Source organism: Endobacterium cereale (assembly GCF_009617585.1).
Lineage (GTDB): Bacteria > Pseudomonadota > Alphaproteobacteria > Rhizobiales > Rhizobiaceae > Neorhizobium > Neorhizobium cereale.
Genome location: NZ_WIXI01000050.1, coordinates 150,329 through 174,067, shown reverse-complemented (window position 1 = coordinate 174,067; position 23,739 = coordinate 150,329). Strand labels below are relative to the sequence as shown.

The following is a 23,739-nucleotide window of genomic DNA, read 5'->3' as shown; positions in this document are numbered from 1 at the left end:
ATGAAGTCGAATGGCATTTCGGGCGCCAGCCCCATGACCTGGCTGGCAACTGCCGGCCTCATAGTGGTGGTCGCAGTGCCGTTCGTCTTCATCATTCTGCAGGGGATCTTTCCCCAACTGGGGCGCGGCTCGCTTGCCGCGCCTCTTACCCATCTGCCCGGCCTGTTCGATGATACCAGGCTCTGGCGCATGGGTGGCAATACCGTGCTGCTCGGCCTGTCTGTCGCGATTCTGGCGGCACTCTTTGCGATACCGCTTGCCTTGGCCCGTGCCCTTTTCAAGGTGCCGTTCGCACTGTTCTGGGATGTGGCTCTGCTCGTTCCTTTCATGATTCCGCCGTATATCGCCACGCTTGGCTGGATCATGACACTGCAGCCGAGAGGATATCTCCAGCAGCTTGTGGGCTTCAATCTTTCCGGCTTTCTGTTTTCGCTTGGCGGCATGACTTTCGTCATGGCGCTCAATACGTTTCCGCTTGTCTATTTCGCGCTGTCGCGAACGATCGAGGCCGTTGGGTCACGGTATGCCGATGTTGGCCGTGTTTTCGGCGCTTCGCCATGGAAGTCCTTCTGGCGCATCACACTTCCGCTTTCGACGCCGGGCCTTGTCGCCAGCATGCTTCTCGTATTTTCGGCGGCCATCGAGGAATACGGAACCCCGGCGGCACTCGGGCGACGCGCCGGCTTCGACGTACTGGTCACCGAGATCGATCTGCGTGTTTCGGACTGGCCGGTAGACCTGCCGGGCGCCTCGATCTTCTCTTTGCTGCTGGTCCTCTTGTCGCTCGCGGCCTTCCTCGTGCAGCGCTGGATCCTCAACCGCCGCTCTTATGTGACCACAGGCAGCAAGCCGCAACACAAGGAAAAGCGCCCACTTGGCAAGTTTTCGCTACCCGTTCTGGTTTTGTTTGCAATCGTAACATTCCTGGCAACCGTCCTACCCCTGTTCGCGATCCTTTCGACGGCCCTGTCCAAGACGATTTCGGGCGGATTGGCGTGGAACAACCTCGGCTTATCCAATTTTTCATCGATCAGCGGGAACAGTGCCGGCGCTTTGAAGGCGTTGAGCAACAGCTTTCTGCTTGGCATTTCAGCATCTCTTCTGACTGGACTGCTTGGCGCGGTTTCAGCCTATGTCGTTGTAAAGACGCGTTTCCGCGGCCGTAATATCCTTGATACCATGACCGTGCTTCCCAATGCCCTGCCCGGCGTCGTGGTTGCCGTAGGCCTCATTCTCGCCTGGAATTTCCCCGGGCTGCCGATCACGCCCTACAACACACCCTTCATCCTGCTGCTTGCCTATTGCTGCATCCTACTGCCGCAACCCGTGCGCTACACGACCGCGGCACTGCATCAGATCGGCGACAATCTGGAAGCGGCAGCCCGCGTTTGTGGAGCGTCTGCCTTTGTTGCCTTTCGTCGCATCATTTTGCCGCTGATCGCACCGAGCCTCGTCACATCCATGCTTCTCGTCTTCGCAGTCGCAACGCGCGAACTTGTTGCTTCGCTGCTGGTTGCGCCGGTCGGCATGCAGACAATTTCCGTTTTCATCTGGCGACAGTTCGAACAGGGCTCGATCGGGCTCGGCATGGCCATGGCCTTTGTCACAATCATCCTGACAACGCTGTTGCCGCTTTGCCTGATAGCCCTGCTACGACGCGGTGGTATGGTGGCTGAATAACTACGGCAGATATTCTGGAACGCACCATGAAGATAACCCCGATTTCCGGCTACGGTGTCAAGGGACCAGCTTGCTTTCTGATCGAGACGGCTGGGCGTCGGTTGCTTCTTGATCTCGGAGAAGGCCCTGAACCCGGTGTGAAACCGGAAATCTCTCACCTCGGCCAAGTGGATGCGGTATTGATCAGCCACAGCCACAAGGACCATGTCGGCAGCCTTGATCTGCTTTCCGCCATCGGCAGTCCACCGGTCTACGCAACGGCTGCCGTTAAAGCATTACAACCCCACCCAGCCTTGGCTTGCGCCCATCCGCTGGCATTGAGGGGAGAAACGACGATACTCGGCCTGACCGTTGAGACCGGACGCGCTTCACATGCACCAGGAGGCGTATGGATCCGTATCGGTGGCGCGGATGGCGTGCTCTACAGTGGAGACTGGACTGCGGAAAGCATTCTTTACCCGCTGGATCGCATGCCGCAAAGTCGATACTTCATATGCGACGTGGCCTACGGCATATATGATACTCCCCTATCAGAATGCTTTGAAAAGCTTCTGGCAACGGCAAAAAGGAATAGGACCATTTTGCCTATGCCCCCTGAAGGCCGCGGCCTTGAGACCGCGATAGCCCTTTCCGAAAACGGTGTCGCCGTTTCGTTGTGCCCAACGCATCGTCGGGTGGGCAGGCTGCTGGTTGACGAATTCCCTGAAGCTCTCGATTTGCGCGGTCGCGAACGGCTTGCAACGATGCTCGCGCAAGCAGGTACCACGGAAGATGGCTGGTTCGGGGATGGTGCGGTAATTGCCGCGGGTGCCACGGCCGAAAGTGGAACAGCAAGACTTTTCGTCGAAAAACATCTGAACGACCAAGATGTCCGCATCGTATTTACCGGCCACGTCGCTGGCCAAGGTCTCGCCGCCGGGCTGATCGCTTCGGGAAGGGCAGAGCAGTTTCGCTGGAATGTTCATCCGCGCTTGAGAGACGTCAAATCTATGCTGGATATCGTTCGCCCGGAACATTTCATTCCAGTATTCCTGCCCGAGTCAAAAATCGCCGACCTGCTGCTGGAACTGGGTCGCTAGACCACACAATTGCAGGCGGGGCTTATTGCCCACCTGCTGTCATGATGACCTGAGGTGCGGCAAAACCTCGTCTCCGGCCCCAAAAAGACGGGCCTCGGCCGGAAACAACGGCAATTGGATCGCAACCTCACAACACCGGCGTCGCAGCCACCGGATACCTTCAACTGTCCATCAGGATGAATCCGTGCTGCACCCCGCCCGAAGCAAGGCCGGAAAAATCATATCCCGGCTCTTGCGCACCAAGGCTGAAGCGATCACCGCGGCAAGGCATATGCGATCACATAATCGCCCGGCTTGGTGCCGACCGAACCATGGCCGCCCGCCACCATCACCAGGAACTGGCGGCCGTCTTCCACCGCATAGCTCATTGGCGTCGCCTGACCACCGGCCGGAAGCCGGGCTTCCCAGAGCTGCTCACCATTGGTGAGGTCATAGGCGCGCAGGTAATTGTCGACAGCCGCGCCAAGGAAGGCCACGCCGCCCTTGGTAATCATCGGCCCGCCGATGCCCGGCACGCCGATCTTGAACGGCAGCGGCAGCGGCGTCATGTCGTAGACGGTGCCGTTCTTGTGCTTGTAGGCGATCTCACCGGTGCGCAGATCGACACCCGAGACATAACCCCACGGCGGCGCCTGGCAAGGCACCTGCAGCGGCCCGAGGAACGGCCCCATCTTGACGCCGTAAGGTGCGCCATCATTGCGGTTGAGCCCCTGTTCGCTGCCTTTTTCATCCTGCCCCTTCGGCGGAATCTGGTTGCGCGGCACCAACTGCGAGGTAAAGGCGAGGTAGGTTGGCATACCGAACATGACCTGCCGTTCCGGATCGACCGCCACACCACCCCAGTTGAACGTGCCAAAATTGCCGGGATAAACGATCGAACCTTCCAGCGACGGCGGTGTGTAGCGCCCCTCGTAACGCAGCGAATGGTAACGGATGCGGCAAACCATCTGGTCAAACATGGTGATGCCCCACATGTTGCGTTCTTCCAGCTTTGGCGGTTTGAAGCTGAGACCCGAGGTCGGCTGCGTCGGTGCGGTGAAATCACCGGCAATAGCGCCCGTCGGCGCAGGCTCCTCCGTGATCGGAATGATCGGCTCGCCGGTGCGGCGGTCGAGCACATAGATATCGCCCTGCTTGGTGGGGCCGACCAGCGCCGGCACGGTGCTGTTATCGGCCTTTTTCAAATCGATCAACGTTGGCTGGGCAGGCACGTCCATGTCCCAGAGATCGTGATGCACGAATTGTTTGACCCAGCGATCGGCACCGGTGTTGAGGTCGAGCGCCACGATCGACGACGAATATTTTTCGACATGTTCGCTACGTCCCATCCCGAGCTGGTCCGGCACCTGGTTGCCGAGTGGGATATAAACGAGGCCAAGCGCTTCATCGACACTGAACACGGACCAGCTGTTGGGCGAGTTTACCGTGTATTTCTGACCTTCCGGCAGTGGGGTTGTCTGGCTCGGATTGCCGCTATCCCAGTTCCAGATGAGCTGTCCGGTGTTGACGTCGAAAGCGCGAATGACGCCGGACTGCGACTGGGTGGAATAGTTGTCGTTGACGGCGCCCCCGACAATAATCTTGTTGCCGGCAATTGCAGGCGGTGAAGTCGAATAATAATAGCCGGCCGGATTATACGGCATGCCGGCTTCAAGCTGAAGCGTTCCCTTGTCCGCAAAACTTTCGCAGATCTGGCCGGTACCCGCATCGAGCGCGATCAGCCGGGCATCCGAAGTTGGCAGATAAACGCGGGCAGCGCACTGGCTGCCGGCAGTGGCAGTCGGGTCCGCATAGTAGGTGACGCCGCGGCAGGTCTGGTGCTGGCGATCCGGGTTGAGGCCGGCATTGGGATCGAATTTCCAGATCTGCTTGCCTGTCGTGGCATCGAGCGCGATCGCCCAGTTATGCGGCGTGCAGAGAAACAGCGTATTGCCCACTTTCAGCGGCGTCACCTGATAGGTGGTTTCGCCAACATCTTCGGGAAGTTTGACGTCACCGGTCTGGAAACGCCAGACTTCGGTAAGCGACGCCACATTCTCCTTGTTGATCTGGTCGAGCGGCGAATAACGCTGACCGAAAGGTGTGCGACCATATTGATGCCAGTCGCCGGGCGGCACATTGCCGCCGAGATCGGGAGCTGCCGCCACCACCTCTTCCGGCAGATCGCCGGATTGGTCATGCGGATCGAACATCATCGACACCAGCGCCACCAGAACGGCGATGCAGACGGAGACCGCCAGCGGCCGCACATCGGCGCCATAACGGAAGCCCGTTGTGGGGCTGGAAAAACCAAGCGGTCTGCGGATCCACGGTGTGAGCAACCAGATGCCGAGCACGATGATGACGCCGCCTCGCGGCCCAAGCTGCCACCAGTCAAGCCCGACTTCCCAAACCGCCCATCCAAGCGATCCCAGAATGATTGCGGAGTATAACCAAAGCGCCAGCGGCCGGCGCATGAACAGAAGAATGGCAGTGAGCACGAAGGCGACGCCGGTGATCAGGTAATAGGCGCTGCCCCCGATCATCATCAAGTGACCGCCACCCGCAGCCAGCGCGATCCCGATCAGAGTGAAAAGGATCGCGGTAACGGTGATCGCCATGTCGGCCCCCTGCTGCAACAGAATTGCATTCGAAAAACGGAATGTATGGAGGGAAGATTGCGCTCCACGCCCGCCCGTCAACCTGACAGGCGCCAAAAAGTTCCGTGACAGTTTTGCGCGTTACTGGCGGGAACCTGAGGCGTGATACCGGTGTTGTCCGGGACACCCGAAAAACACGGTGAAAGGCATCACGTGACCTATGAACTTTATTACTGGGACGACATCCCCGGACGCGGCGAATTCGTGCGATTGGTTCTGGAAGAAACCGGAGCGCCCTATCGCGAAATGGGCAAGGGCAAAGCCGGCACGAAAGCGATCATGGATTATTTAGGCGACAATTCCGGCCCCTACCCGCCATTTGCGCCACCATTCCTGAAGGACGGTGAGTTGATCGTCTCCCATGTCGCCAACATTCTCGATTATCTCGGGCCAAAACACGGATTGGCACCGACAGACGAACAGGAGCGGATCTTTGCAAAGGGTCTGCAATTGACACTGGCGGATTTCGTTGCCGAAGCACATGACACCCACCATCCGCTCGGCATCGACGATTATTACGAGGACCAGAAGGCGGAAGCAAAGAAGCGATCTGAAGCATTCATCGAAAGTCGCATTCCCAAATTTCTCGGCTACTTCGAAAAGGTGATCGTCAAAAACCCGACCGAAAACGGTTTCGTCGTGGGCGATAGCCTGACAACCATCGACCTGTCGTTATTCCACGTCGTGGATGGACTGCGTTATGCCTTTCCACGCGCCACCTCGGATTTGGATAAGCGTTACCCGAAGGTGATGGCGCTGCACAAGAAGGTGGGCGCACGCCCGAATATTGCGACCTACCTAGCCTCGGACAGACGGCTGGATTTCAACGAATCCGACGTTTTCCGGCACTATTCGGAGCTTGATCAGGACCCTGCGTGAGCCGGGTCCTTCACTTTGGGAAGCTTTACTCGATGACGGCGCAGGCCAGTCGGTCCCCCGCGGCGCCGGATGGCTGGGTTTTGTAGTCGTCCGGCTTGGCGTGAACCATCAGCGCCCTGCCGACAATGCCCACCTCGCCCTTATCGAGCGTCACAGCGTCATTGATCACCTGCGCCCTCAACACACCATCGGCACCAACATACTGGTTCGGCATATCACCGGCATGCGGGCCATTGGCCGCCTGGTAACCGTGCTCCTTGCCATCCGGATTGAAGTGCCCACCGGCAGATTCGTGATGCGAAGCAGCGTCACAGCTACCCGTCTCATGCACATGGAAAGCCACCCATTGCGAGGCAGGGAGACCCTTGATCTCGACATTGATCAGCACGCCCGATGGCGTGGTGATCAAGTCCGCCTTGCCGGCATCTTCACCCTTGGCACCAACGAATTTTGCCGTGCCTGCTGCGGTGGCAGGCGCCACCTGATCGGCAGCGACGGTCAAGGTGGCGCTGGAGGCCAGCGCGATCGCGGCAAAGGTTGTGATGGTTTTCATGGTATCTCTCCCTGTTTTATGAAACGAAACCCGTCAGACATGAGTGGCTTCGTTTTCGTTGTCCTCGCCCAGTTCGAGCAGGATCTGGTGGCGGGCACGGTTAAGGCGGCTCTTCACCGTGCCGACAGCGCAGTTGCAGATTTCGGCAGCGGATTCGTAACTTTCGCCAAGGATCGCCACCAGCGTCAGCACTTCGCGATAATGCGGCGGCAGCTTTTGCAAAGCGCGCTGCACCTCTTTCGCGCGTGCGGCCACTTCCTGAGAAGCGGCAATCGGCGTATCGCCAGAAACGTTTTCCTCCAGCCCCGGCGCCTCGCGGCCCAGAACCTTGGCGCGGGTGTAAAACGTGTTGCGCATAATGGTGAACAGCCACGACTTCAGCTTTGTCCCCGGCTCGAACTTGTCGAGATTGCCGAGCGCCTTCATCAGGGTTTCCTGCACAAGGTCGTCGGCATCGGTCGGATTGCGGCAGAATGTTCGGGCGAAGGCACGAAGTGCGGGGATCAGCCGGACGATATCGGCGCGTGCAGGATCACTTTTCAATTGTGATTCAGACACAGGGGCGCACCTCTTAGCAAAACTCACTGACGGGATTGACGGGTGCAAACGCCTGCTCGGCGCATTTGGTTCCGCGCGCCGCCAAACCTGTCGCATTCGCGCATCAGGCTTTCAGGGAATCACCGCCGCCGCCTGCTGCATGGGTGCAATGCACACACCGAGCATTGACTTGGGCTGTCATTCTGCGCTTTCGAATAGTTAAGCATGCGCCCGTAGACTGAAGCGCTTGGGGGCAATCAAGGACCCGGCACAATCCGGCGGCTCCATGCGGCAGAGGCGAGAATGACGAAAGACAGCACGCTTGTTCCCGAAGACCCCGCCACGCTCGGCAGCCGGGTGACGCAAGAGGTTGCCGTTCTCCTTACCGAAATCGAAAAGGAAGATGTTCCGGACCGGCTGTTGAAGTTGGCACAGGACCTTCAGAAAGCTCTCCACGAAAAACTCGTCGACAAAGCCTGATCTTTTTCTTCCCTTCATCTTCATCCCGAGATCAGATCCGGCGGCGCTTCTCGTCGGGTTCCATGACTTCCTGCGTTCGTACGATTGCGGACACGGCAGGAACAATTCGACCGACTGCCGGTTAGCTGATCGTCTATCACACACGTCGATCAGACATTTCTTTTCAAAGATCACCCGCAAATCAGGAGGACGCCTGTCATGGCAACAACGAAGACGTTGGAAGATCTGTTCTATGAAACCCTCAAGGACATCTATTACGCCGAGCGCCAGATCGTGAAAGCGCTGCCGAAGATGGCCCGCGGCGCACAGGACGAAAAGCTGAAGCAGGCGTTCCTGACCCACAAGGAAGAAACAGAAGGCCAGATCGACCGCCTGAAACAGGTTTTTGAGATCATCGGCAAACGCGCGCAGGGCAAGACCTGTGACGCCATCGAGGGCATTCTTGCCGAAGGCGAAGAAATCCTGGATGAATTCAAGGGCACGCCAGCACTTGATGCTGGCCTGCTTGCCGGCGCGCAGGCTGTCGAACATTACGAAATCAGCCGTTACGGCACGCTCGTCGCCTGGGCAAAGCAGCTTGGCATGAAGGAAGCTGCGGCGCTGCTGGCAGAAACGCTTGCCGAAGAAAGCAAGACCGACGAGACGCTGACCACTCTTGCCACCACCGCCGTCAATTCCGCAGCCAAAAAGGCAGCGTGATTTTATCGCGTCGCAACATAAAAGGCCCGCCATCGGCGGGCCTTGACGTGTCATCCAGATGTCTTTTCAGGAGCGTATCTGGGGATAGGGCGTGGTCACATTCTGATCGCAGTGCGCCATTCCGCCATCAAGTTCCTGCCGGCGGAAAACGGGTTTCTGCAGTCTGTGCCGATCACGTTCGGCGTGCAGATGTGCTGCTTTCAGGCATAAAGCATAGCTTGGATAAGACGCCGAGGGCATGCCGCCAATCACGTAAATCCAGCCCGTCGAGTGGGGCAATATATCGAAGTAGTTTTGCATGTCTGATCTCCTCCCGTTGCTCGAACGGCGAGATCTAAAAAAGGTTCCAATAAAAAAAGACGCACCGCACAAAAAATTACCTTGCGTAACGGAACTTTTGCGAGTGTCATCTGTTGTGACAGTCGGGCGAACGGAGACGTAATCATGGCGGAATCCGAACACGAGTGGATTAGTAAGCGTGCCTACACGTTGTGGGAAGAAGAAGGTTATCCGACAGGCAAGGATAGCGAACACTGGGAAAGGGCACGGCAGGAATATCTGCTGTTTGCACCGCTTGGTGTGACCAAGGGTCTGCCGAAGGGCAAGAAACCCAAGGTCAACGGTGCTGCCACCGAAAAGGCAGCGACGAAAAAAACTGAAGCCGTAACTAACGTTGCAAAGCCGAAAACTGACAAGGCTGCCCCTGCGAAATCCGTAGAGGCCAAGCCAGCGACAGAAAAGGCGGCGGAAACCAAATCAGCCGAAACCAAGCCGGCACCGGCAAAACCGGCTGCAAAGGCCGCCAAGCCTGTGAAAGCTAAGGCGATTGCCGCCGACGCTAAACCGGCTGCCAAGACAAGATCCAAAAAGCTCGCTGCCGACTAAAACGGTTTCGACTTTCACATAGATGGCGCTGCCGCGGATATCTCCGCGGCAAACGTATTGTTTTGTCTGTAATTGACGAGTTTTGTTGTGAAGCATTGGTTTCGTTTACCTTTTGCGTGGAACCTTGAGGTGGACGATGACGCCCCTTGCCACGCAGGTATCAGGCATTTTCGCATGCCCCCCTGTAACCTGGCATATGCGGGGCAAGCATGTGGGAGGCAGGCATGACCATGAATGCACCTATAACCTTCGAACAGGCGGGCATGCGCAACAAATCGGGCGCTGCCGTTATTGCGCGCAAGAATATGGGCCGTACCACCGGCCAGCTGTTTCGTAAGGGGGAAATGCAGTCCATGCGCGTGCTTTCAGTGACATCCGAGGTCTTCCCGCTGATCAAGACGGGTGGTCTAGCCGATGTCACAGGCTCGCTTCCGAAGGCATTGCTTTCTTCCGGCATAGAGACCACGACGCTTGTGCCGGGTTATCCGGCCGTCATGCGAGCGATTGGTTCGCATGTGCCGTTGCTGGTCTTCGAAGACCTGCTTGGTGAGCGCGCTTCGCTGCTGCACGGCAAGGTCGGCGATCTCGAACTTTTTGTCCTCGACATCCCGACGCTTTATGACCGCCCGGGCGGCCCCTATGTCGACCAGTCCGGCAATGATCATCCCGACAACTGGAAACGTTTTGCCGCGCTGTCTCTCGCCGGCGCCGAAATCGCCAATGGCATCCTGCCCGGCTGGCTGCCGGATCTGGTCCATACCCACGATTGGCAATCGGCCCTGACCTCCGTCTACATGCGTGAAATGGGCTGCAAGACACCCGTCGTGCTCACGATCCACAACCTCGCCTTCCAGGGCCAGTATGATTCCAGCCTGCTTCCCTTCATGGGGCTGCCGGAAAGCGCTCTATCGATGGATTGCCTTGAATATTTTGGCGATATCAGCACCCTGAAAGGTGGCTTGCAGACGGCGGATGCGATCATCACCGTCAGTCCCACCTATGCCCGCGAAATCCTGACCCCGCGTTTCGGCATGGGGCTGGATGGCGTGCTGAACGAACGTGTGACGATCCTGCGCGGCATCGTCAACGGCATCGACATGGATATATGGGATCCTGCCACCGATGAGCATATTCCGCAGACCTATGACAGCACAAGCCTGCGCCGCAAACGCGCCAACCGCAATGCCCTGCTAGACCACTTCGGCCTTGATCGCGGCGATGGCCCAATCTTTTCCGCCGTCAGCCGTCTGACCTGGCAGAAGGGCATGGACATGCTGGCCGATACGGCCGACGAGGTCATCTTCAAAGGTGGGCGTATCATCGTGTTCGGCCAGGGCGACCACGACATAGAGCAGAAACTGCTGGAAACCGCCGACCGTTTTCCCGGCCGCATGGCCGTGCATATCGGGTATGGCGAACCGACAGCGCATCTCATCCATGCGGGTTCCGATGCCATCGTGCAGCCCTCGCGTTTCGAGCCTTGCGGCCTCACCCAGCTTTATGCGTTGCGGTATGGCTGCGTGCCGGTGGTCTCGCGCACCGGCGGCCTGTCTGAAACCATCATCGATGCCAATGACGCGGCAATTTCCGCCCGTGTCGCCACCGGTTTCCAGTTCCACCCGGTCAACACCGACGGCCTGCGACTGGCATTGCGCCGCACGCTCGATGCCTATGCCGACCCGCGCAGCTGGGCACGCCTGCAGAACCAGGGCATGAAGACAAAATTTTCCTGGGAACGCAGCGCCGAGCAATACGCCAATGTCTACAATAGTCTCGTGCGCGGCACGACGCCAGCCAGCGACGAAGGCGCCCGCCGTCAGGTTTACTGATGGCGTTTTTGCCTAAGCTCTGCACGCTGCCGACGCTCGGCACGCTTTCCGCGAATCTCGGTGATCGGAAGCGTTACAGGCGGGCGGCGGTCCATATGCTGGAAAAGTCTTAATATCAAAAACAGCGGCAGCGCCACGATGGCAAGAACGATGCTGCCTTCGTGAACCGACGTCCAGTCTACCCAGACTTCGACTCGCGCCGGGCTACCAAACATGCCGACGAACAGCAAAACAGTGCCGAACAGAGCAATAGCAACCGCGACGATGCCACCCAGCCATCCGATGGACAGTTTTCCGCTGCAATCAAGAAGCAGCGCGCCGACGCCACCCGCACCAAGCAAGAAGCCAAGCGAGATCAGATAGCTGCGCAGGAAGAGGGTCACGATTTATCCTCGCGGCTGCGCCCAGTCAGCCGCCTCGCCGTATGCCGGGTATTCACATAAACGAGGCAAAGCCAGCTGATGACATAACCTACCGCGCAAAGCGCCATATAGGCGAACAAACGGCTGGAAACGCCGTACCATTCCATATGCTGGGTCGCGATCGCCGACAGCATCAACACGGCTATTGCCACCCAGAATGCGACCGTTATTTTCCACGGCATCGGCAGCTTTTGCGAGCCCAAGCGAGACAGAACGGACTTATGCTTGTTCTTTTCGGCGGTTATGATGCGTCTCCCTCGCGCAATTCTATTGGAGAGTGATCGCAAAATAAGGCGGGTCGATCAACCCGCCTTGAAATAAGGAATATACGAGATTGCGCCAAACGTCTTCCTCGGGCATGTCCCGAGGAAGACGGTGGGGATCTCACGGCCGGCGGAAGAGCACCAGACTGCGGCCTTCCAGCTCAAAATCCTTTTCCTTGGTGATCACCTGGCCATGCTTGGTCACATCAGCCGTGGTCAATTCCAGCACCCAGCCGCCCTCGCCGAATTGCGGGATGCGGAACGGCACCGTGCCTTCGAACGGATTGAACAGCATCAGCACGTCGTGCCAGATGCCCTCTTCCTCCTTCAGGTCGCCACGACCGAGATAAAGACCGATCGTCGAGCCCTCTTCCCACTGCTCCGCGGTCTGGAAACCACCGCCGGCATTGAACCATTTCACATCCAGCCCGTCGCGCCAGTTTTCGCGTCTGAGCAATGGTTGAGTCTGCCGGAGACCGATCAGCTGACGCGTAAACTCGCGCAACTCCTCGCAGGTCTCCGGCAGGTCCTCCCAGTGGACCCATGAAATATCGCTGTCCTGGCAATAACCGTTATTGTTGCCCATCTGGCTGCGACCAAACTCGTCGCCGGCCAAGAGCATCGGCGTGCCATGCGAGAACAGCAGCGTGGCGAGAAAATTGCGCTTCTGGCGCTCGCGCACCGCGTTGATGCCCTCGTCCTCGGTCGGGCCTTCCTCACCGTAATTGTAGGAACGGTTGTCGTTATGGCCGTCGTTGTTGTCCTCGCCATTCGCCTCGTTGTGTTTCTCATTGTAGGAAACGAGGTCGTTCAGCGTAAAACCATCATGGGCGGTGACGAAATTGACGCTGGCCCACGGGCGGCGGCCACGCTGATCGTAAAGATCGCCGGAACCGAGCAGGCGCGCGGCAAAATCGGTCGGCACGTTGTCGCCCTTCCAGTATTCGCGCACTGTATCGCGGTACTTGTCGTTCCATTCGGCCCAGCCCGGCGGGAAGCCGCCGACCTGATAGCCGCCCGGACCGATATCCCAAGGTTCGCCGATCAGCTTTGTTTTCGACAGAACCGGATCCTGCGTCACCGCATCGAAAAAGCCGCCGCGCTGGTCAAAACCCTCCGGCTCGCGGCCGAGAATTGTGCCGAGGTCGAAACGGAAACCGTCGACATGCATGTGTTCGGTCCAGTAACGCAGGCTGTCCATCACCATCTGCAGCACGCGCGGATGCGAGGTGTTCACCGTATTCCCTGTGCCGGTATCGTTTATGTAGTAACGATGTTGGTCGGGCAGCGTGCGGTAATAGGAAAAGTTGTCGATGCCCTTGAAGGACAGCGTCGGACCAAGCTCGTTGCCTTCGGCCGTGTGGTTGTAGACCACGTCGAGAATGACCTCGATACCGGCATCATGGAACGACCGCACCATGTCGCGGAAACCGGCGATACCGTTCGGGCCGTAATAGCGCGAGGCCGGCGCGAAAAAGCCGATCGAATTGTAGCCCCAGAAATTGTTGAGCCCCTTGTCGAGCAGATGCTGATCCTGCGGGAAGTCGTGGATCGGCATCAGTTCGACAGACGTGATGCCGAGGCTCTTGATGTAATCTACCGTCGCCTTGTGGCCCATGCCTTCAAACGTGCCGCGCAGTTTTTCCGGGATCGCCTTGTTGAGCTGGGTAAAACCCTTCACATGGGTTTCGTAGACGATGGTCGCCGGCCATGAGATGTTCGGCGAGGCATCCTTGCCCCAGTCGAAACCATAGGGGTCGATCACCCTGCATTTTGGCGTATAGGGCGCGCTATCCAGCTCGTTGAAGGTCAGATCCTTGTCTTCGGCGAGCAGATCATAGGCGAAATGCGCCTCATTCCACTTGAACTCGCCCACCAGTTCGCGGGCATAAGGGTCGATCAGCAGCTTGTTGGCGTTGAAGCGATGGCCGGCTTCCGGGTCGAAGACACCATGGACGCGGTAGGCATAAAGCTGACCGGGCTTGAGTCCGGGCACATAACCGTGAAAAATTTCGTTGGTATATTCTGGCAAGGTCAGCCGGGCGACCTCGTGGGACCCGCTTGCATCAAACAGGCAAAGCTCGACGCGCTCGGCATGGGCAGAAAAGATCGCAAAATTGGTGCCCTCGCCGTCGAAATTGGCGCCGAGCTGGGTCCATGATCCCGCTGTGATCTCGAAATTATTCACTGTCATATCCATGCCGCGCCCCGATGAGTGAAGGTTCGGCCATTAATGATGCAGCGCGGCATTTCGTTCCGTCCGGAAACCGAAATATGGCAAAAACCCGACAGGGCTTCCCTCGCCCGACCTCTCCTCTATCTGCCGATGTAACCGTCACCACCAAGGAGAATTTGCCGATGCCTGCACTCTCACCGGAAGAACTGGAAGGTCGTCTCAACGCGCATCGCGAACTGATGATAACCTGGTTAGCGGCAATGATGGGTGGCGAGGAAACCACGAAAGCCTTGCTGCACAGGCTGACCGAGGATGCGACGTTCAAGGATCACGAAGAAGATCCCGGCATCGCGCCGGGCGAGGGATTTGCCATCGAAACGGCTGCTGCGCGTGAAACCGGTTCCATTCTGGAAGCTGCGCGCGCACGGATGAAAGCCCAGCAGAAGCTCGATAACGGTCACTAGGACCGCGTTCACATATGTGGCGATTGTGTGGAACTGAAATGCTCGATGATCGTTCTTTACTTCACAATTCAGGGAGTAAAAACAATGACCAGAGAATGGTTTGAAGCCGCCAGCGTCGTCCTTGCAGTTGCCGTTTGTGCCATGCTTGTCGTGCCGATCTGAAGCAGACATATCCGGCAAACCGTGAGCGGTCTTCTCGAAGATCGCTGCCGAGTTCCTTTGGAACGTTTATCCCCGCCCACGGTTAGCTCTTCATGGAAAAGGCAAAAGACCTTTTCGGGCGACGGAGATACACGATGACCCATATTCTAGGTAGACTGAGCCGTCTCTTCAACATCGCTCGGGTACCGCAGCCGGTGAAAACCGTTGCGATCCATGAGCCTCATGTGGTCGTGCCGGAAGCCGTTGCGCTTCCTCTGCCGCGATCCCCTCGGGAAGAAATGAGCGTCCCTGCCTCCATCAACGGACGCGATCTTTCCACCGGCCGCCTGTGACATCACCCGTGACGGCCGCAACGAACAACAAAAGGAGAATTGCATGACACAGATCGATTCCGCGCGCATCCTCATCCTCGCGACCGATGGCTATGAGCGCTCCGAACTGCGCGTGCCTCTCGACGAGTTGAGAAGCAAAGGCGCCGACGTGAAAATCGCGTCGATCAAGACCGGTGAAATCAAAAGCTGGGACAAGACCGATTGGGGCGACAGCGTCACGGTCGATCTGCAGGCGGCCAACGTCAACGCCGACGAATTCGATGCGCTGGTTTTGCCAGGTGGCCAGATCAACCCGGACAAGCTGCGCGCCGATAAGGACGCCATGAAGGTGGTGCGCGATTTCGTCAGAAGCGGCAAACCGGTGGCGGCCATCTGCCATGCGCCGTGGCTGCTGATCGAAGCCGATGCGTTGCGTGGCCGCAAGGCAACCTCCTATCCATCGATCCGCACCGATGTGAAAAATGCCGGTGCTTCGTGGAAGGACGAGGAAGTGGTCGTTGATAACGGCATCATAACCTCACGCTCGCCGGACGACCTTCCGGCTTTTGTCGGCAAGATCGTCGAGGAAGTGCAGGAAGGCTTGCACAGACGAGCGGCGTAACGCCCTGTCGAAATTTGGAATGCAGATAGCGCTCGCCGGTTCGGCGAGCGTTTTTTTGTGCTGGGGGTAACAGGTTGGTAGGCCCTCCCCTCTCTCTCTCGTCATCCTCGGGCTAGGCGCGAGGATCCACGGCCAAACACACTCAGCGGGTGAAGTATGGGTTCTCGGGTCAAACCCGAGGCTGATGACGGAGAGCTGGAGAATGACTGGGCAGAGGTTACCCGGAGGCAAAAGCCTCGTGACGGCAAGAGCCACGCAATGACAGGGGAGCTGCGACTTAACCGATTCAACCCACTAGCTTCAGAAACGCCAGCAACCGCCGCTCATCGGCCTTGAGACCGCTTGTCTCCTTTTCCACCAGCTTCGGGGTGGCCATGATCTTCTGCAACGGCGACACATCCTCCGCCAAGGCCAGAATGCCGGGGTGGATATAGCTGGAGCGGCATACCGCCGGCGTATTCTGCAATTCCTGCGACGCGGCTGCCGTCAGCATTTTGATACGCACGACCTCCTCATCGGCTGCCGCCTTCCATGCAGCCATGAAAGCGGCCAGGCTGCCGCCCCATGTCCGAAAAGTCTTGGCCGAGATCGGCAAACCGGAAGCGGCGGCCAGGTAGGCGTTCAAGCGGCCACTGTCTATACCGCGCGGGACGCCGTCCTCATCCGGCCAGGAAAACAGCTGGCGGCCCGGCAGATCCGCGATGGTTTCGAGAATGCGCTGCAGACGCGGATGGCGGATCGTGTGGCTGACACGCTTGCCACCCTTGGCGGAGAATTTCAGCACCATGCTGTCATCCGACAGGACCATGTGCCGCTTCAAAAGCGTGGTCGCGCCATAGGTCTTGTTTTCCTTCGCATAGGCACGATTGCCGACCCGCAGATGCGTGGCATCCAGCAGCGCCACCAATGCGGCGATCACCGCCTGTGGTCCATCCAGCCCTTCAGCAAGATCGCGTTGAACCTTGCGGCGTATCTTCGGTAGCGCTTCTGCAAACTCGATCATCTGATCGTATTTCAAATCGCTGCGGAATGATTGCCAGTCGGTATGATAACGATACTGCTTTCGCCCGCGGCTGTCGAAACCAGTGGCTTGCAGATGGCCGCTCGGATCAAGGCAGATCCACACATCTTCATAGGCTGGCGGCAGGCCAAGCGCACCGATGCGCAGCTTGTGCGCCTTGTCGGCCAGATGAGAGCCATCCGGTAGCTTGTAGCAAAACCCCTTGCCGCGCCGCAGACGGCGGATTCCCGGCTCTCTGTCGCTGACATAGGTCAGGCCGATAGTGGAGAGAATGGCGAGCCCTTCGCCGGGCTCGGAAACGGAGGTGGATGAATACGCGTCCATTTTCGCAAAACGGCGATGTCATCCAACTAGTTCCGTCACCTTGCCGTTTGTACGGTGGAGATCGTGTCCACCGACTAACCGAGCCGCGCGGCTTCGCGTCGGCGGTCTTCAGCCGTGCGCTCCAACTGGTGGCGCGGGGCCGTCAGCGTCCAGCGGAAACCCGCGACCGGATATTCGGCATCGGCGCGGCCGCCAAAGGCCGCCGCCGCATGCCGCTTGATGATCGTCGTTCCAAAACCGGTAGAAGACGGCGCACGCACCGGCGGTCCGCCGCTTTCTTCCCACACCAGCCGCAGCGTCCGCTCGCCACTTTCGGCGGCGACGTCGGACCAGGAAATCTGCACACGTCCGTTCTGCGAGGACAAGGCACCGTATTTCATCGAATTGGTCGTCAACTCGTGCAGCACGAGACCAAGGTTTTGCACGGCTTCCGCCTTCAGAACGAAATCCTCGCCGTGCATGTCCACGCGATCAAGCGTTTCGGAAAAATTCGACAGATGAATTTCCACGACACGCCGCATCGGCACACCGGCCCACTGCTCTCGCGCCAGTGCCTCGATCGAGCGACCAAGCCCTTGCAAGCGCGTACTGATCGCCTTCTGGAATTCATCCATCGTCGTATCCTGTCGGGCCAATTGGCGCATCATCGCCTGGATCAGCGTCAGGATGTTTTTCGTCCGGTGCACGAGTTCATGGAGAATCAGATGAATGCGGTCTTCAGCCTGGCTACGGTCAAAAGAAGCGTTGGAGAGCGCAATCGCCACGTGGTTGGCTTCGATGATTTTGGTTTCGACCGGCGATACGATCTCACCCCGACCAATCCGGTCGGCCATCTCGGAAATCTGGCGGATCGGCACCCGTAACTGCCGCGCCACCAGCCAGGCAAAACCGAAGCCAATGAGCAGCAGAAGGCCGCTACCGGCAATCAGGTAACGCCATGTGCTTAGGATACTTTCCTGCGCGGAGGCGATTGGCCCCCAGACGACGACTTTCCACGACCATTCGGGATGGGTGTAATAACCGTACATCTGTCGCGGCGAACCACCGACATCCTCGATCGTGCCGTTCTGCCCTCTCATCAGGGAGAGCATGTTGGCCGGGAACGGGCTTGCCACGGTCAGCTCCGTCGCGCCGTCAGCCACGACGATCTTGCCGGTCTGATCGACGATCGCCACTGACCAGTCTTTCGGCAGGCCCTCGGTCGACAGCACGTTTTTGAGTTCCGAGACATTTTGCGTCAGGATCAGGGCACCGACATCACCGCGCATTTCCTTCGGCAGCGGCAGGGTCACGTTGAAAACCCAGTTGCCGCTGGTGGCGCCACGGAACACATCGGACACTTCCGTGCGACCTGACCGCAAGGCGGAACTCAGCGCCGGCATGTTGCCCATCTTGCCGAGCGCGGTCTCGAACGGCACGCGGGTGTTCAGGAGAAGCTGGCCATCTTCGGCAACAAGCAGCGCATAAAGCGAACTGCCGCGCAGGCTGGATTGGGTGCGCCGGTGGAAATCGGCCAACTCGCCCCGTTCGATTTCCGGTGAATTGCTGAGCAGCCGCAGCGTTGTCGCCATGTCGCGCAGCTCGCGATCGACAGCGCGGCCGAGGATCTGGGCGTCTTCCGCGGTTTCGCTGTTGAGTTTTTCGCGCTCGTTTTGCTCCAGCTGGAACATCAGAAAGATGACGAAGGCTAGAAGCGGAAGAGCGATGACGGCGGCGAAAGCGATCAGATAGGCGCCAATGGTCGCCTTGGGAAAAAGGTGTGAAAACCTACCCATGCAACATACTCAACTCTTTCGAGTCCGGAGATTTTTTCGCGGCCCCCGCCATTCGCATTCCGATAGTCCTGACCCTCGTCCCGTCCAAAGAGGTTAACGCCTTCTAACCGAATTCAAGCGCGAGGCCAAGTTGGATTGTGTGCGATGCTCATGAAATCGAAATCTTCACCTCGAATAAGCATATAATTTAAAAGGATTTTTAGCGATCACACGATGAACAGCTGCGCAAATGCAGAGGGAAGCCACCGTATAACCGGGACTTCCCTTGATGATCTGCAAGTAGAAAAAAGACTAGAGGCGCAGGCCGCTCTGTGGATCGAACACGACTGCCTTGTCGAGATTGAAGGCGAAACGGAAACGCTCTCCCGGCTGGCAGGACACTTCCGCACGGGTACGGGCGGTAAAGTGTTTGGCCCCCAGCTCGGCTGTCACAAACGTGTCTGACCCCGTCGGCTCGGTCATGATGACAGGCGCCTCGATTTCGGCGATCGAACGGGCTTGCGGGTCGAGCAGGCTGGTATCGGTGATCGCTTCCGGCCGCAGGCCGAGCAATACGGATTGACCTTCGCTCAACGCACCGGCGGCCACCGTCGGCGGCACAGGGACCGTGATGTTCTGATCGCCGAACAATGCGATACGCGCCTCGGAGCCGGAGCCGACGACCTTGCCATCCAGCATGTTCATGGCCGGCGAGCCCATGAAGTCGGCGACGAACAGGTTGGCGGGAAGATTGTAGATTTCCGCCGGCGTGCCGATCTGCTGCACCGTGCCTTCCTTCAGCACGACGATCTTGGTCGCCAGCGTCATCGCCTCAATCTGGTCGTGGGTAACGTAAACGATGGTGGCATGCGTGTTCTGGTGCAGCGACTTGATTTCCGCACGCACTTCGACACGCAGTTTTGCGTCGAGGTTGGACAGCGGTTCATCGAACAGGAAGACGCGGGGTTTACGCACCAGCGCACGGCCCATGGCGACACGCTGGCGCTGGCCGCCGGACAGTTGGCTCGGACGGCGGGTCAACAGGTGTTCGATCTGCAGCGTTTTTGCTGCAACCTTCACCGCCGCAGCACGCTCGTCCTTCGGCACACCGCGCATTTCCAACGCGAAAGCAATATTCTCTTCCACCGTCATGTTCGGATAAAGCGCATAGGACTGGAACACCATGGCGATATCGCGCTGCGACGGATGCAGGTCGTTGACCACCTGTCCGTCGATGACGATATCGCCCGAAGTCAGCGGCAAAAGGCCGGCAATGGCATTGAGCAGCGTGGACTTGCCGCAGCCGGACGGGCCGACGAGCACGAGAAACCCGCCCTTTTCCAGCTCGATATCGATGCCCTTCAGAACTTCGACATTACCGATCTTCTTGCGCAGGTTCCTGATTTCAAGAAAGCTCATGAGTTTATCCCTTGACTGCGCCGGCCATCAAGCCACGCACGAAATAGCGTCCGGCGACGATGTAGACGAACAGGGTCGGCAGCGCCGCGAACACCGCAGCAGCCATGTCGACATTGTATTCTTTCACGCCGGTGGAGGAGGCAACGAGGTTGTTGAGCGCCACCGTCATCGGCGAGGAACCGCCTGACGAGAAGGACACGCCGAACAGAAAGTCGTTCCAGATATTGGTGAACTGGTAGATGACGGTGACGACGATGATCGGCCCCGATGTCGGCAGAAGAATGCGCCAGAAGATGCGGAAGAAACCGGCACCATCCATCATCGCCGCCTTGATCAATTCGTCCGGAAACGCCTCGTAATAGTTGCGGAAGAACAGCGTCGTGAAACCGAGGCCGTAGATCACGTGCACGAAGACAAGACCTGTCGTGGTGTTGGCGATGCCCATCATGCCGAGCATGCGCGCCATCGGAATCAGCACCGCCTGAAACGGGATGAAGCAGGCAAACAGCATCATGCCGAAGACGATCTTGTGGCCCGGAAAACGCCACTTGGTCAGCACGTAGCCATTCAGCGCTCCGAGCAATGTGGAAATGATCACCGCCGGAACCACCATCTTGATGGAGTTCCAGAAATACCCCTTGATGCCGGTGCAGGTGACGCCGATGCAAGCCTCGCCCCATGCTTTTGTCCATGCCGCAATCGACGGCGAGGCCGGCAGCGACAGCATGTCACCGCCACGGATCTCGTCGAGCGATTTGAGCGAGGTGGTAAGCATCACATAGAGCGGCAGGAGATAGATGGCGGCGAGCAGAAGCAGCAGGCCATAGATGACGATGCGAGCGGTTTTAGCCGAGCCGCCGCTGACGGTTTCGTGGACAGCGCCGCTCATCAGCGTTTCTCCCGCAGTTCGGAATAGAGATAAGGCACGATGATCGCCGTGATGCCCATCAGCATCATCACCGCACTGGCCGAACCGACGGCCATCTGGCTGCGGGTGAATGTGTAGGAATACATGAAGGTGGACGGCAGTTCGGTGGCATTGCCAGGACCGCCGCCGGTGAGCGCGATCACCAGGTCATAGGACTTGATCGCCATATGCGCGAGCACGATGAAGGCCGACAGGAAGACCGGGCGCAACATCGGAATGATGATGCGGCGGTAAATCTTGGTGAGCGGCGCGCCGTCGATCTGGGCGGCCTTGATGATCTCGCCATCGATGCCGCGCAGGCCCGCCAGAAACATCGCCATGACGAAGCCGGAGGCCTGCCAGACACCGGCAATGACGACGGTGTAGATCGCCATGTCCGGGTTCACCAGCCAGTCGAATTTGAAACTTTCCCAGCCGAGATTGTGCATGGTGTTTTCGATGCCGAGGCCGGGATTGAGAAACCATTTCCAGGCCGTGCCGGTTACGACGAAGGACAGCGCCATCGGATAAAGAAAGATCGGCCGCAGGATGCCTTCGGCGCGGATGCGCTGGTCCATCAGGATGGCAAGGCCAAGACCGATGGAAATGCAGATGCCAATATAAAGCACGCCGAAAATGGCGAGGTTCTTCATCGCCATATACCAGTTCGGCTGCGACCACAGGCGCACATAGGCATCGAAACCGACCAGTTTGTAGACCGGCAGGATGCGCGAATTGGTGAAGGACAGATAGACGGTCCACAGGATGAAACCGTAGACGAACAGCAGGATCACCGCAAAGGACGGCGCCAGCACGAGCTTTGGAAGCCAGCCGCGCAGGTTATCGGCGAAAGAACGGCGCGGCGGTGAAGCAGTGGCCGGTTCGATTGTGGTCATGATGATCTCCGGCAGAGTTCGGAAAAATGTCGGCAGGTCTTCCGGACATGAGGCCAAGTGGTGGGATTGGCCAAAGTCCCCCTCTGGCCTGCCGGCCATCTCCCCCTCAAGGAGGGAGAAAACATGCGGCAAACGCCTGCCCCGATTAAGTTAGAACAGTGAGGCCGTGTTAAGCCCCTCCCCCTTGTGGGGAGGGGTTTGGGGCGGGGTCTTTTCCACTCACAGAGCGCACCCCGCACCAAATCACTTGGCAGCAGCAACCGCTTCCGGCAAACGCTTCAAGGCCGTCGCCGTATCGATCTGACCATTCAGATGCTGGGTGATCACGTCGAACACGGCTTCCTTGATGGCGCCGGGCTGGGCGTAACCATGGGCGAGCGAACCGACCAGCGTACCGGCCTTTGCCGCATCGGCGACATCCTTGATGCCCTTCTTGCCGCAATCGTCGAACTGGTCGCCGGGCACGTCGGTGCGGGCCGGAACAGAACCCTTGACGGTGTTGAAGGCGATCTGGAAGGCCGGATCCTCGACAGCAGACGCAAGCTTCATCTGCGCGTCGCGCTTGGCATCACCCACATCGAACATCACGAACTGGTCGGCGTTGAACAGAACGTTGCCCTGCGTGCCGGGGAAGCGCATGCACACAAAATCGGTGCCCGGCTTCTTGTTGGCGCGCAGCCATTCGCCCTTCGACCAGTCACCCATCTGCTGGGCGCCGGCCTTGCCTTCAATGACCAGAGCCGTCGACAGGTTCCAGTCACGACCGGAGAAGTTCGGGTCAAAATAGGTGCGAAGCTTCGACATCGTGTCAAAGACCTTCTTCATCTGATCGCCCGAAAGAGCGGCCGGATCGAGATCGATGACGGCTTTCTTGTAGAAATCCATGCCGCCAGTCGAAAGAACGACGGATTCCCACAGCGTGCCGTCCTGCCACGGCTGGCCGCCATGGGCGAGCGGGGTCAGGCCCTGTTCCTTGAACTTGTCGAGCAGCGCGATCAGCTCGTCGATGTTGGCGGGCTCTTTGCCACCAGCCTTGTCGAAGGCGGCCTTGTTCAGCCACAGCCAGTTGGTGGAGTGAACGTTGACGGGTGCTGCGATCCAGTGACCGTCATATTTCGAAAACGCCTGCAGCGCTTCCGGGATGACCTTGCCCCAGCCCTGCTTCTCGGCGAGATCGTCGAGATTGCCGACGACGCCCTGTTCGGCCCAGTCGCGTATGTCGAAACCGAGCATCTGCACGGCGGTCGGCGGATCACCCGAGGTGACGCGGGCACGAAGCGCGGTCATGGCCTGAACGCCCGAACCGCCGGCAACCGGCATGTCTTTCCAGGAAACGCCTTCCTTGGCGAGGTTTTCCTTCAGCACGTTGAGCGCTGCGGCTTCACCGCCGGCAGTCCACCAGTGCAGGACTTCAACTTCTTCCGCAGCTTTTGCCGAACCGGCAGCCATTGCCACAAGTGCAACACCAGCAGCGAGGCTGGCGAAGTTACGCATGTTCATGATGTCTCTCCCTCAAATCCGGGCTCCTCTCCGGATATGCAAATTTATAACGATACAACTACGGTGGGTGTCAACCCGGCAATTGCAGTTTATCAAAAACGGCGAAATCTGCCTAAACGCCTGAATTTCATCGAAATACACGGATCAGCCAAAACAGAACTTGAAATATCAGTTGGCTTTTGCAACGTTTTCAAGAATGTCGTGCGGCCTCCAGCCGGTCGCGCGTCGTGGAGGAGGA

Annotated in this window: 23 protein-coding genes; 10 read left to right on the top strand and 13 right to left on the bottom strand. The window is 58.5% G+C overall.

Features of this window, described 5'->3' with window-relative positions:
* Window positions 1–1,680, top strand: a complete 1,680-nt coding sequence (locus GAO09_RS24345; protein ID WP_153358638.1) for an ABC transporter permease — start codon at window positions 1–3, stop codon at window positions 1,678–1,680.
* Window positions 1,681–1,706: 26 nt separating this feature from the next.
* The gene (locus GAO09_RS24340; RefSeq protein ID WP_153358637.1) at window positions 1,707–2,759 is read left to right on the top strand and encodes an MBL fold metallo-hydrolase; all 1,053 of its coding nucleotides are present in this window, start codon (window positions 1,707–1,709) and stop codon (window positions 2,757–2,759) included.
* Between the two features lie 254 nt (window positions 2,760–3,013).
* On the opposite strand, the gene GAO09_RS24335 is transcribed toward GAO09_RS24340, so the two are convergent.
* Window positions 3,014–5,359 carry a glucose/quinate/shikimate family membrane-bound PQQ-dependent dehydrogenase gene (locus GAO09_RS24335; RefSeq protein ID WP_153358635.1) on the bottom strand — a complete coding sequence of 782 codons (2,346 nt, stop codon included), beginning with the start codon at window positions 5,357–5,359 and terminating at the stop codon, window positions 3,014–3,016.
* A 192-nt stretch (window positions 5,360–5,551) separates the two neighbouring features.
* Between GAO09_RS24335 and GAO09_RS24330 the strand changes: the two genes are divergently transcribed.
* Window positions 5,552–6,277 carry a glutathione S-transferase gene (locus GAO09_RS24330; RefSeq protein WP_324185467.1) on the top strand — a complete coding sequence of 242 codons (726 nt, stop codon included), beginning with the start codon at window positions 5,552–5,554 and terminating at the stop codon, window positions 6,275–6,277.
* A gap of 25 nt (window positions 6,278–6,302) precedes the next feature.
* Here the strand turns inward: GAO09_RS24330 and GAO09_RS24325 are convergent, their stop codons facing one another.
* Both GAO09_RS24325 and GAO09_RS24320 read right to left on the bottom strand, forming a co-directional pair.
* Window positions 6,303–6,830 (bottom strand): superoxide dismutase family protein, encoded by a 528-nt coding sequence (locus tag GAO09_RS24325; protein ID WP_153358630.1) that lies wholly within the window; start codon window positions 6,828–6,830, stop codon window positions 6,303–6,305.
* A gap of 33 nt (window positions 6,831–6,863) precedes the next feature.
* Entirely contained in the window at window positions 6,864–7,373 is a 510-nt protein-coding gene (locus GAO09_RS24320) for a sigma-70 family RNA polymerase sigma factor (protein ID WP_235938445.1), read from the bottom strand.
* Between the two features lie 297 nt (window positions 7,374–7,670).
* On the opposite strand from GAO09_RS24320, the gene GAO09_RS29730 reads away from it, so the two are divergent.
* Window positions 7,671–7,847: a hypothetical protein gene (locus GAO09_RS29730; protein WP_209018828.1), complete on the top strand. Its 177-nt coding sequence runs from the start codon at window positions 7,671–7,673 to the stop codon at window positions 7,845–7,847.
* 198 nt (window positions 7,848–8,045) lie between these two features.
* On the top strand, window positions 8,046–8,546 hold the full coding sequence (locus tag GAO09_RS24315) for a YciE/YciF ferroxidase family protein (protein ID WP_153358626.1): 501 nt from the start codon (window positions 8,046–8,048) through the stop codon (window positions 8,544–8,546).
* Window positions 8,547–8,612: 66 nt separating this feature from the next.
* Here the strand turns inward: GAO09_RS24315 and GAO09_RS24310 are convergent, their stop codons facing one another.
* Window positions 8,613–8,846, bottom strand: a complete 234-nt coding sequence (locus tag GAO09_RS24310; protein ID WP_153358624.1) for a hypothetical protein — start codon at window positions 8,844–8,846, stop codon at window positions 8,613–8,615.
* Between the two features lie 144 nt (window positions 8,847–8,990).
* Here GAO09_RS24310 and GAO09_RS30610 point away from each other — a divergent pair, with 144 nt between their 5' ends.
* Window positions 8,991–9,431, top strand: a complete 441-nt coding sequence (locus GAO09_RS30610) for a DUF2934 domain-containing protein (RefSeq protein WP_153358622.1) — start codon at window positions 8,991–8,993, stop codon at window positions 9,429–9,431.
* Window positions 9,432–9,784: 353 nt separating this feature from the next.
* The gene (gene glgA / locus GAO09_RS24300; RefSeq protein WP_153359362.1) at window positions 9,785–11,260 is read left to right on the top strand and encodes a glycogen synthase GlgA; all 1,476 of its coding nucleotides are present in this window, start codon (window positions 9,785–9,787) and stop codon (window positions 11,258–11,260) included.
* On the opposite strand, the gene GAO09_RS24295 is transcribed toward glgA, so the two are convergent.
* The 3 genes from GAO09_RS24295 to glgX all read right to left on the bottom strand — a co-directional run bounded on the left by GAO09_RS24295 (window position 11,254) and on the right by glgX (window position 14,139).
* Entirely contained in the window at window positions 11,254–11,643 is a 390-nt protein-coding gene (locus GAO09_RS24295; protein ID WP_153358620.1) for a hypothetical protein, read from the bottom strand. The two genes, glgA and GAO09_RS24295, sit on opposite strands and share 7 nt — an antisense overlap.
* Window positions 11,640–11,864 (bottom strand): hypothetical protein, encoded by a 225-nt coding sequence (locus GAO09_RS24290; RefSeq protein ID WP_153358618.1) that lies wholly within the window; start codon window positions 11,862–11,864, stop codon window positions 11,640–11,642. The genes GAO09_RS24295 and GAO09_RS24290 overlap by 4 nt, the downstream gene beginning before the upstream one ends.
* A 202-nt stretch (window positions 11,865–12,066) precedes the next feature.
* On the bottom strand, window positions 12,067–14,139 hold the full coding sequence (gene glgX / locus GAO09_RS24285; RefSeq protein WP_153359360.1) for a glycogen debranching protein GlgX: 2,073 nt from the start codon (window positions 14,137–14,139) through the stop codon (window positions 12,067–12,069).
* Window positions 14,140–14,219: 80 nt separating this feature from the next.
* Between glgX and GAO09_RS24280 the strand changes: the two genes are divergently transcribed.
* The 3 genes from GAO09_RS24280 (at window position 14,220) to GAO09_RS24270 (ending at window position 15,680) form a co-directional block, all read left to right on the top strand.
* Complete coding sequence (locus tag GAO09_RS24280) at window positions 14,220–14,585, top strand: hypothetical protein (protein ID WP_153358616.1); 366 nt, start codon at window positions 14,220–14,222, stop codon at window positions 14,583–14,585.
* Window positions 14,586–14,881: 296 nt separating this feature from the next.
* Window positions 14,882–15,079: a hypothetical protein gene (locus GAO09_RS24275; protein ID WP_153358614.1), complete on the top strand. Its 198-nt coding sequence runs from the start codon at window positions 14,882–14,884 to the stop codon at window positions 15,077–15,079.
* 43 nt (window positions 15,080–15,122) lie between these two features.
* Window positions 15,123–15,680 (top strand): type 1 glutamine amidotransferase domain-containing protein, encoded by a 558-nt coding sequence (locus tag GAO09_RS24270; protein WP_153358612.1) that lies wholly within the window; start codon window positions 15,123–15,125, stop codon window positions 15,678–15,680.
* Between the two features lie 286 nt (window positions 15,681–15,966).
* Here GAO09_RS24270 and GAO09_RS24265 read toward each other — a convergent pair whose 3' ends face one another.
* The 6 genes from GAO09_RS24265 to GAO09_RS24240 all read right to left on the bottom strand — a co-directional run bounded on the left by GAO09_RS24265 (window position 15,967) and on the right by GAO09_RS24240 (window position 23,495).
* Entirely contained in the window at window positions 15,967–17,025 is a 1,059-nt protein-coding gene (locus GAO09_RS24265; protein ID WP_153358610.1) for a DNA topoisomerase IB, read from the bottom strand.
* A gap of 74 nt (window positions 17,026–17,099) precedes the next feature.
* Window positions 17,100–18,800: a sensor histidine kinase gene (locus tag GAO09_RS24260; RefSeq protein WP_153358608.1), complete on the bottom strand. Its 1,701-nt coding sequence runs from the start codon at window positions 18,798–18,800 to the stop codon at window positions 17,100–17,102.
* A 291-nt stretch (window positions 18,801–19,091) separates the two neighbouring features.
* Window positions 19,092–20,198: an ABC transporter ATP-binding protein gene (locus tag GAO09_RS24255; RefSeq protein ID WP_153358606.1), complete on the bottom strand. Its 1,107-nt coding sequence runs from the start codon at window positions 20,196–20,198 to the stop codon at window positions 19,092–19,094.
* Between the two features lie 4 nt (window positions 20,199–20,202).
* Window positions 20,203–21,087, bottom strand: a complete 885-nt coding sequence (locus tag GAO09_RS24250) for a carbohydrate ABC transporter permease (protein WP_153358604.1) — start codon at window positions 21,085–21,087, stop codon at window positions 20,203–20,205.
* Window positions 21,087–22,001 carry a carbohydrate ABC transporter permease gene (locus GAO09_RS24245; protein WP_153358602.1) on the bottom strand — a complete coding sequence of 305 codons (915 nt, stop codon included), beginning with the start codon at window positions 21,999–22,001 and terminating at the stop codon, window positions 21,087–21,089. Before GAO09_RS24245 ends, GAO09_RS24250 begins: the two co-directional genes overlap by 1 nt.
* A 243-nt stretch (window positions 22,002–22,244) precedes the next feature.
* The gene (locus tag GAO09_RS24240) at window positions 22,245–23,495 is read right to left on the bottom strand and encodes an ABC transporter substrate-binding protein (protein WP_153359358.1); all 1,251 of its coding nucleotides are present in this window, start codon (window positions 23,493–23,495) and stop codon (window positions 22,245–22,247) included.
* Window positions 23,496–23,739 lie beyond the last annotated feature (244 nt).

What these genes read in the sequence shown, in the direction of transcription:
- GAO09_RS24265 (WP_153358610.1), bottom strand. Translation starts at nt 17,025, where the DNA reads ATGGACGCGTATTCATCCACCTCCGTTTCCGAGCCCGGCGAAGGGCTC.
- glgA (WP_153359362.1), top strand. Translation starts at nt 9,785, where the DNA reads ATGCGCGTGCTTTCAGTGACATCCGAGGTCTTCCCGCTGATCAAGACG.
- GAO09_RS24240 (WP_153359358.1), bottom strand. Translation starts at nt 23,495, where the DNA reads ATGCGTAACTTCGCCAGCCTCGCTGCTGGTGTTGCACTTGTGGCAATG.
- GAO09_RS24260 (WP_153358608.1), bottom strand. Translation starts at nt 18,800, where the DNA reads ATGGGTAGGTTTTCACACCTTTTTCCCAAGGCGACCATTGGCGCCTAT.
- GAO09_RS24345 (WP_153358638.1), top strand. Translation starts at nt 1, where the DNA reads ATGAAGTCGAATGGCATTTCGGGCGCCAGCCCCATGACCTGGCTGGCA.
- GAO09_RS24250 (WP_153358604.1), bottom strand. Translation starts at nt 21,087, where the DNA reads ATGAGCGGCGCTGTCCACGAAACCGTCAGCGGCGGCTCGGCTAAAACC.
- GAO09_RS24315 (WP_153358626.1), top strand. Translation starts at nt 8,046, where the DNA reads ATGGCAACAACGAAGACGTTGGAAGATCTGTTCTATGAAACCCTCAAG.
- GAO09_RS24290 (WP_153358618.1), bottom strand. Translation starts at nt 11,864, where the DNA reads ATGCCGTGGAAAATAACGGTCGCATTCTGGGTGGCAATAGCCGTGTTG.
- glgX (WP_153359360.1), bottom strand. Translation starts at nt 14,139, where the DNA reads ATGACAGTGAATAATTTCGAGATCACAGCGGGATCATGGACCCAGCTC.
- GAO09_RS24335 (WP_153358635.1), bottom strand. Translation starts at nt 5,359, where the DNA reads ATGGCGATCACCGTTACCGCGATCCTTTTCACTCTGATCGGGATCGCG.
- GAO09_RS24310 (WP_153358624.1), bottom strand. Translation starts at nt 8,846, where the DNA reads ATGCAAAACTACTTCGATATATTGCCCCACTCGACGGGCTGGATTTAC.
- GAO09_RS24255 (WP_153358606.1), bottom strand. Translation starts at nt 20,198, where the DNA reads ATGAGCTTTCTTGAAATCAGGAACCTGCGCAAGAAGATCGGTAATGTC.
- GAO09_RS24325 (WP_153358630.1), bottom strand. Translation starts at nt 6,830, where the DNA reads ATGAAAACCATCACAACCTTTGCCGCGATCGCGCTGGCCTCCAGCGCC.
- GAO09_RS24270 (WP_153358612.1), top strand. Translation starts at nt 15,123, where the DNA reads ATGACACAGATCGATTCCGCGCGCATCCTCATCCTCGCGACCGATGGC.
- GAO09_RS24245 (WP_153358602.1), bottom strand. Translation starts at nt 22,001, where the DNA reads ATGACCACAATCGAACCGGCCACTGCTTCACCGCCGCGCCGTTCTTTC.
- GAO09_RS30610 (WP_153358622.1), top strand. Translation starts at nt 8,991, where the DNA reads ATGGCGGAATCCGAACACGAGTGGATTAGTAAGCGTGCCTACACGTTG.
- GAO09_RS24340 (WP_153358637.1), top strand. Translation starts at nt 1,707, where the DNA reads ATGAAGATAACCCCGATTTCCGGCTACGGTGTCAAGGGACCAGCTTGC.
- GAO09_RS29730 (WP_209018828.1), top strand. Translation starts at nt 7,671, where the DNA reads ATGACGAAAGACAGCACGCTTGTTCCCGAAGACCCCGCCACGCTCGGC.
- GAO09_RS24280 (WP_153358616.1), top strand. Translation starts at nt 14,220, where the DNA reads ATGGCAAAAACCCGACAGGGCTTCCCTCGCCCGACCTCTCCTCTATCT.
- GAO09_RS24275 (WP_153358614.1), top strand. Translation starts at nt 14,882, where the DNA reads ATGACCCATATTCTAGGTAGACTGAGCCGTCTCTTCAACATCGCTCGG.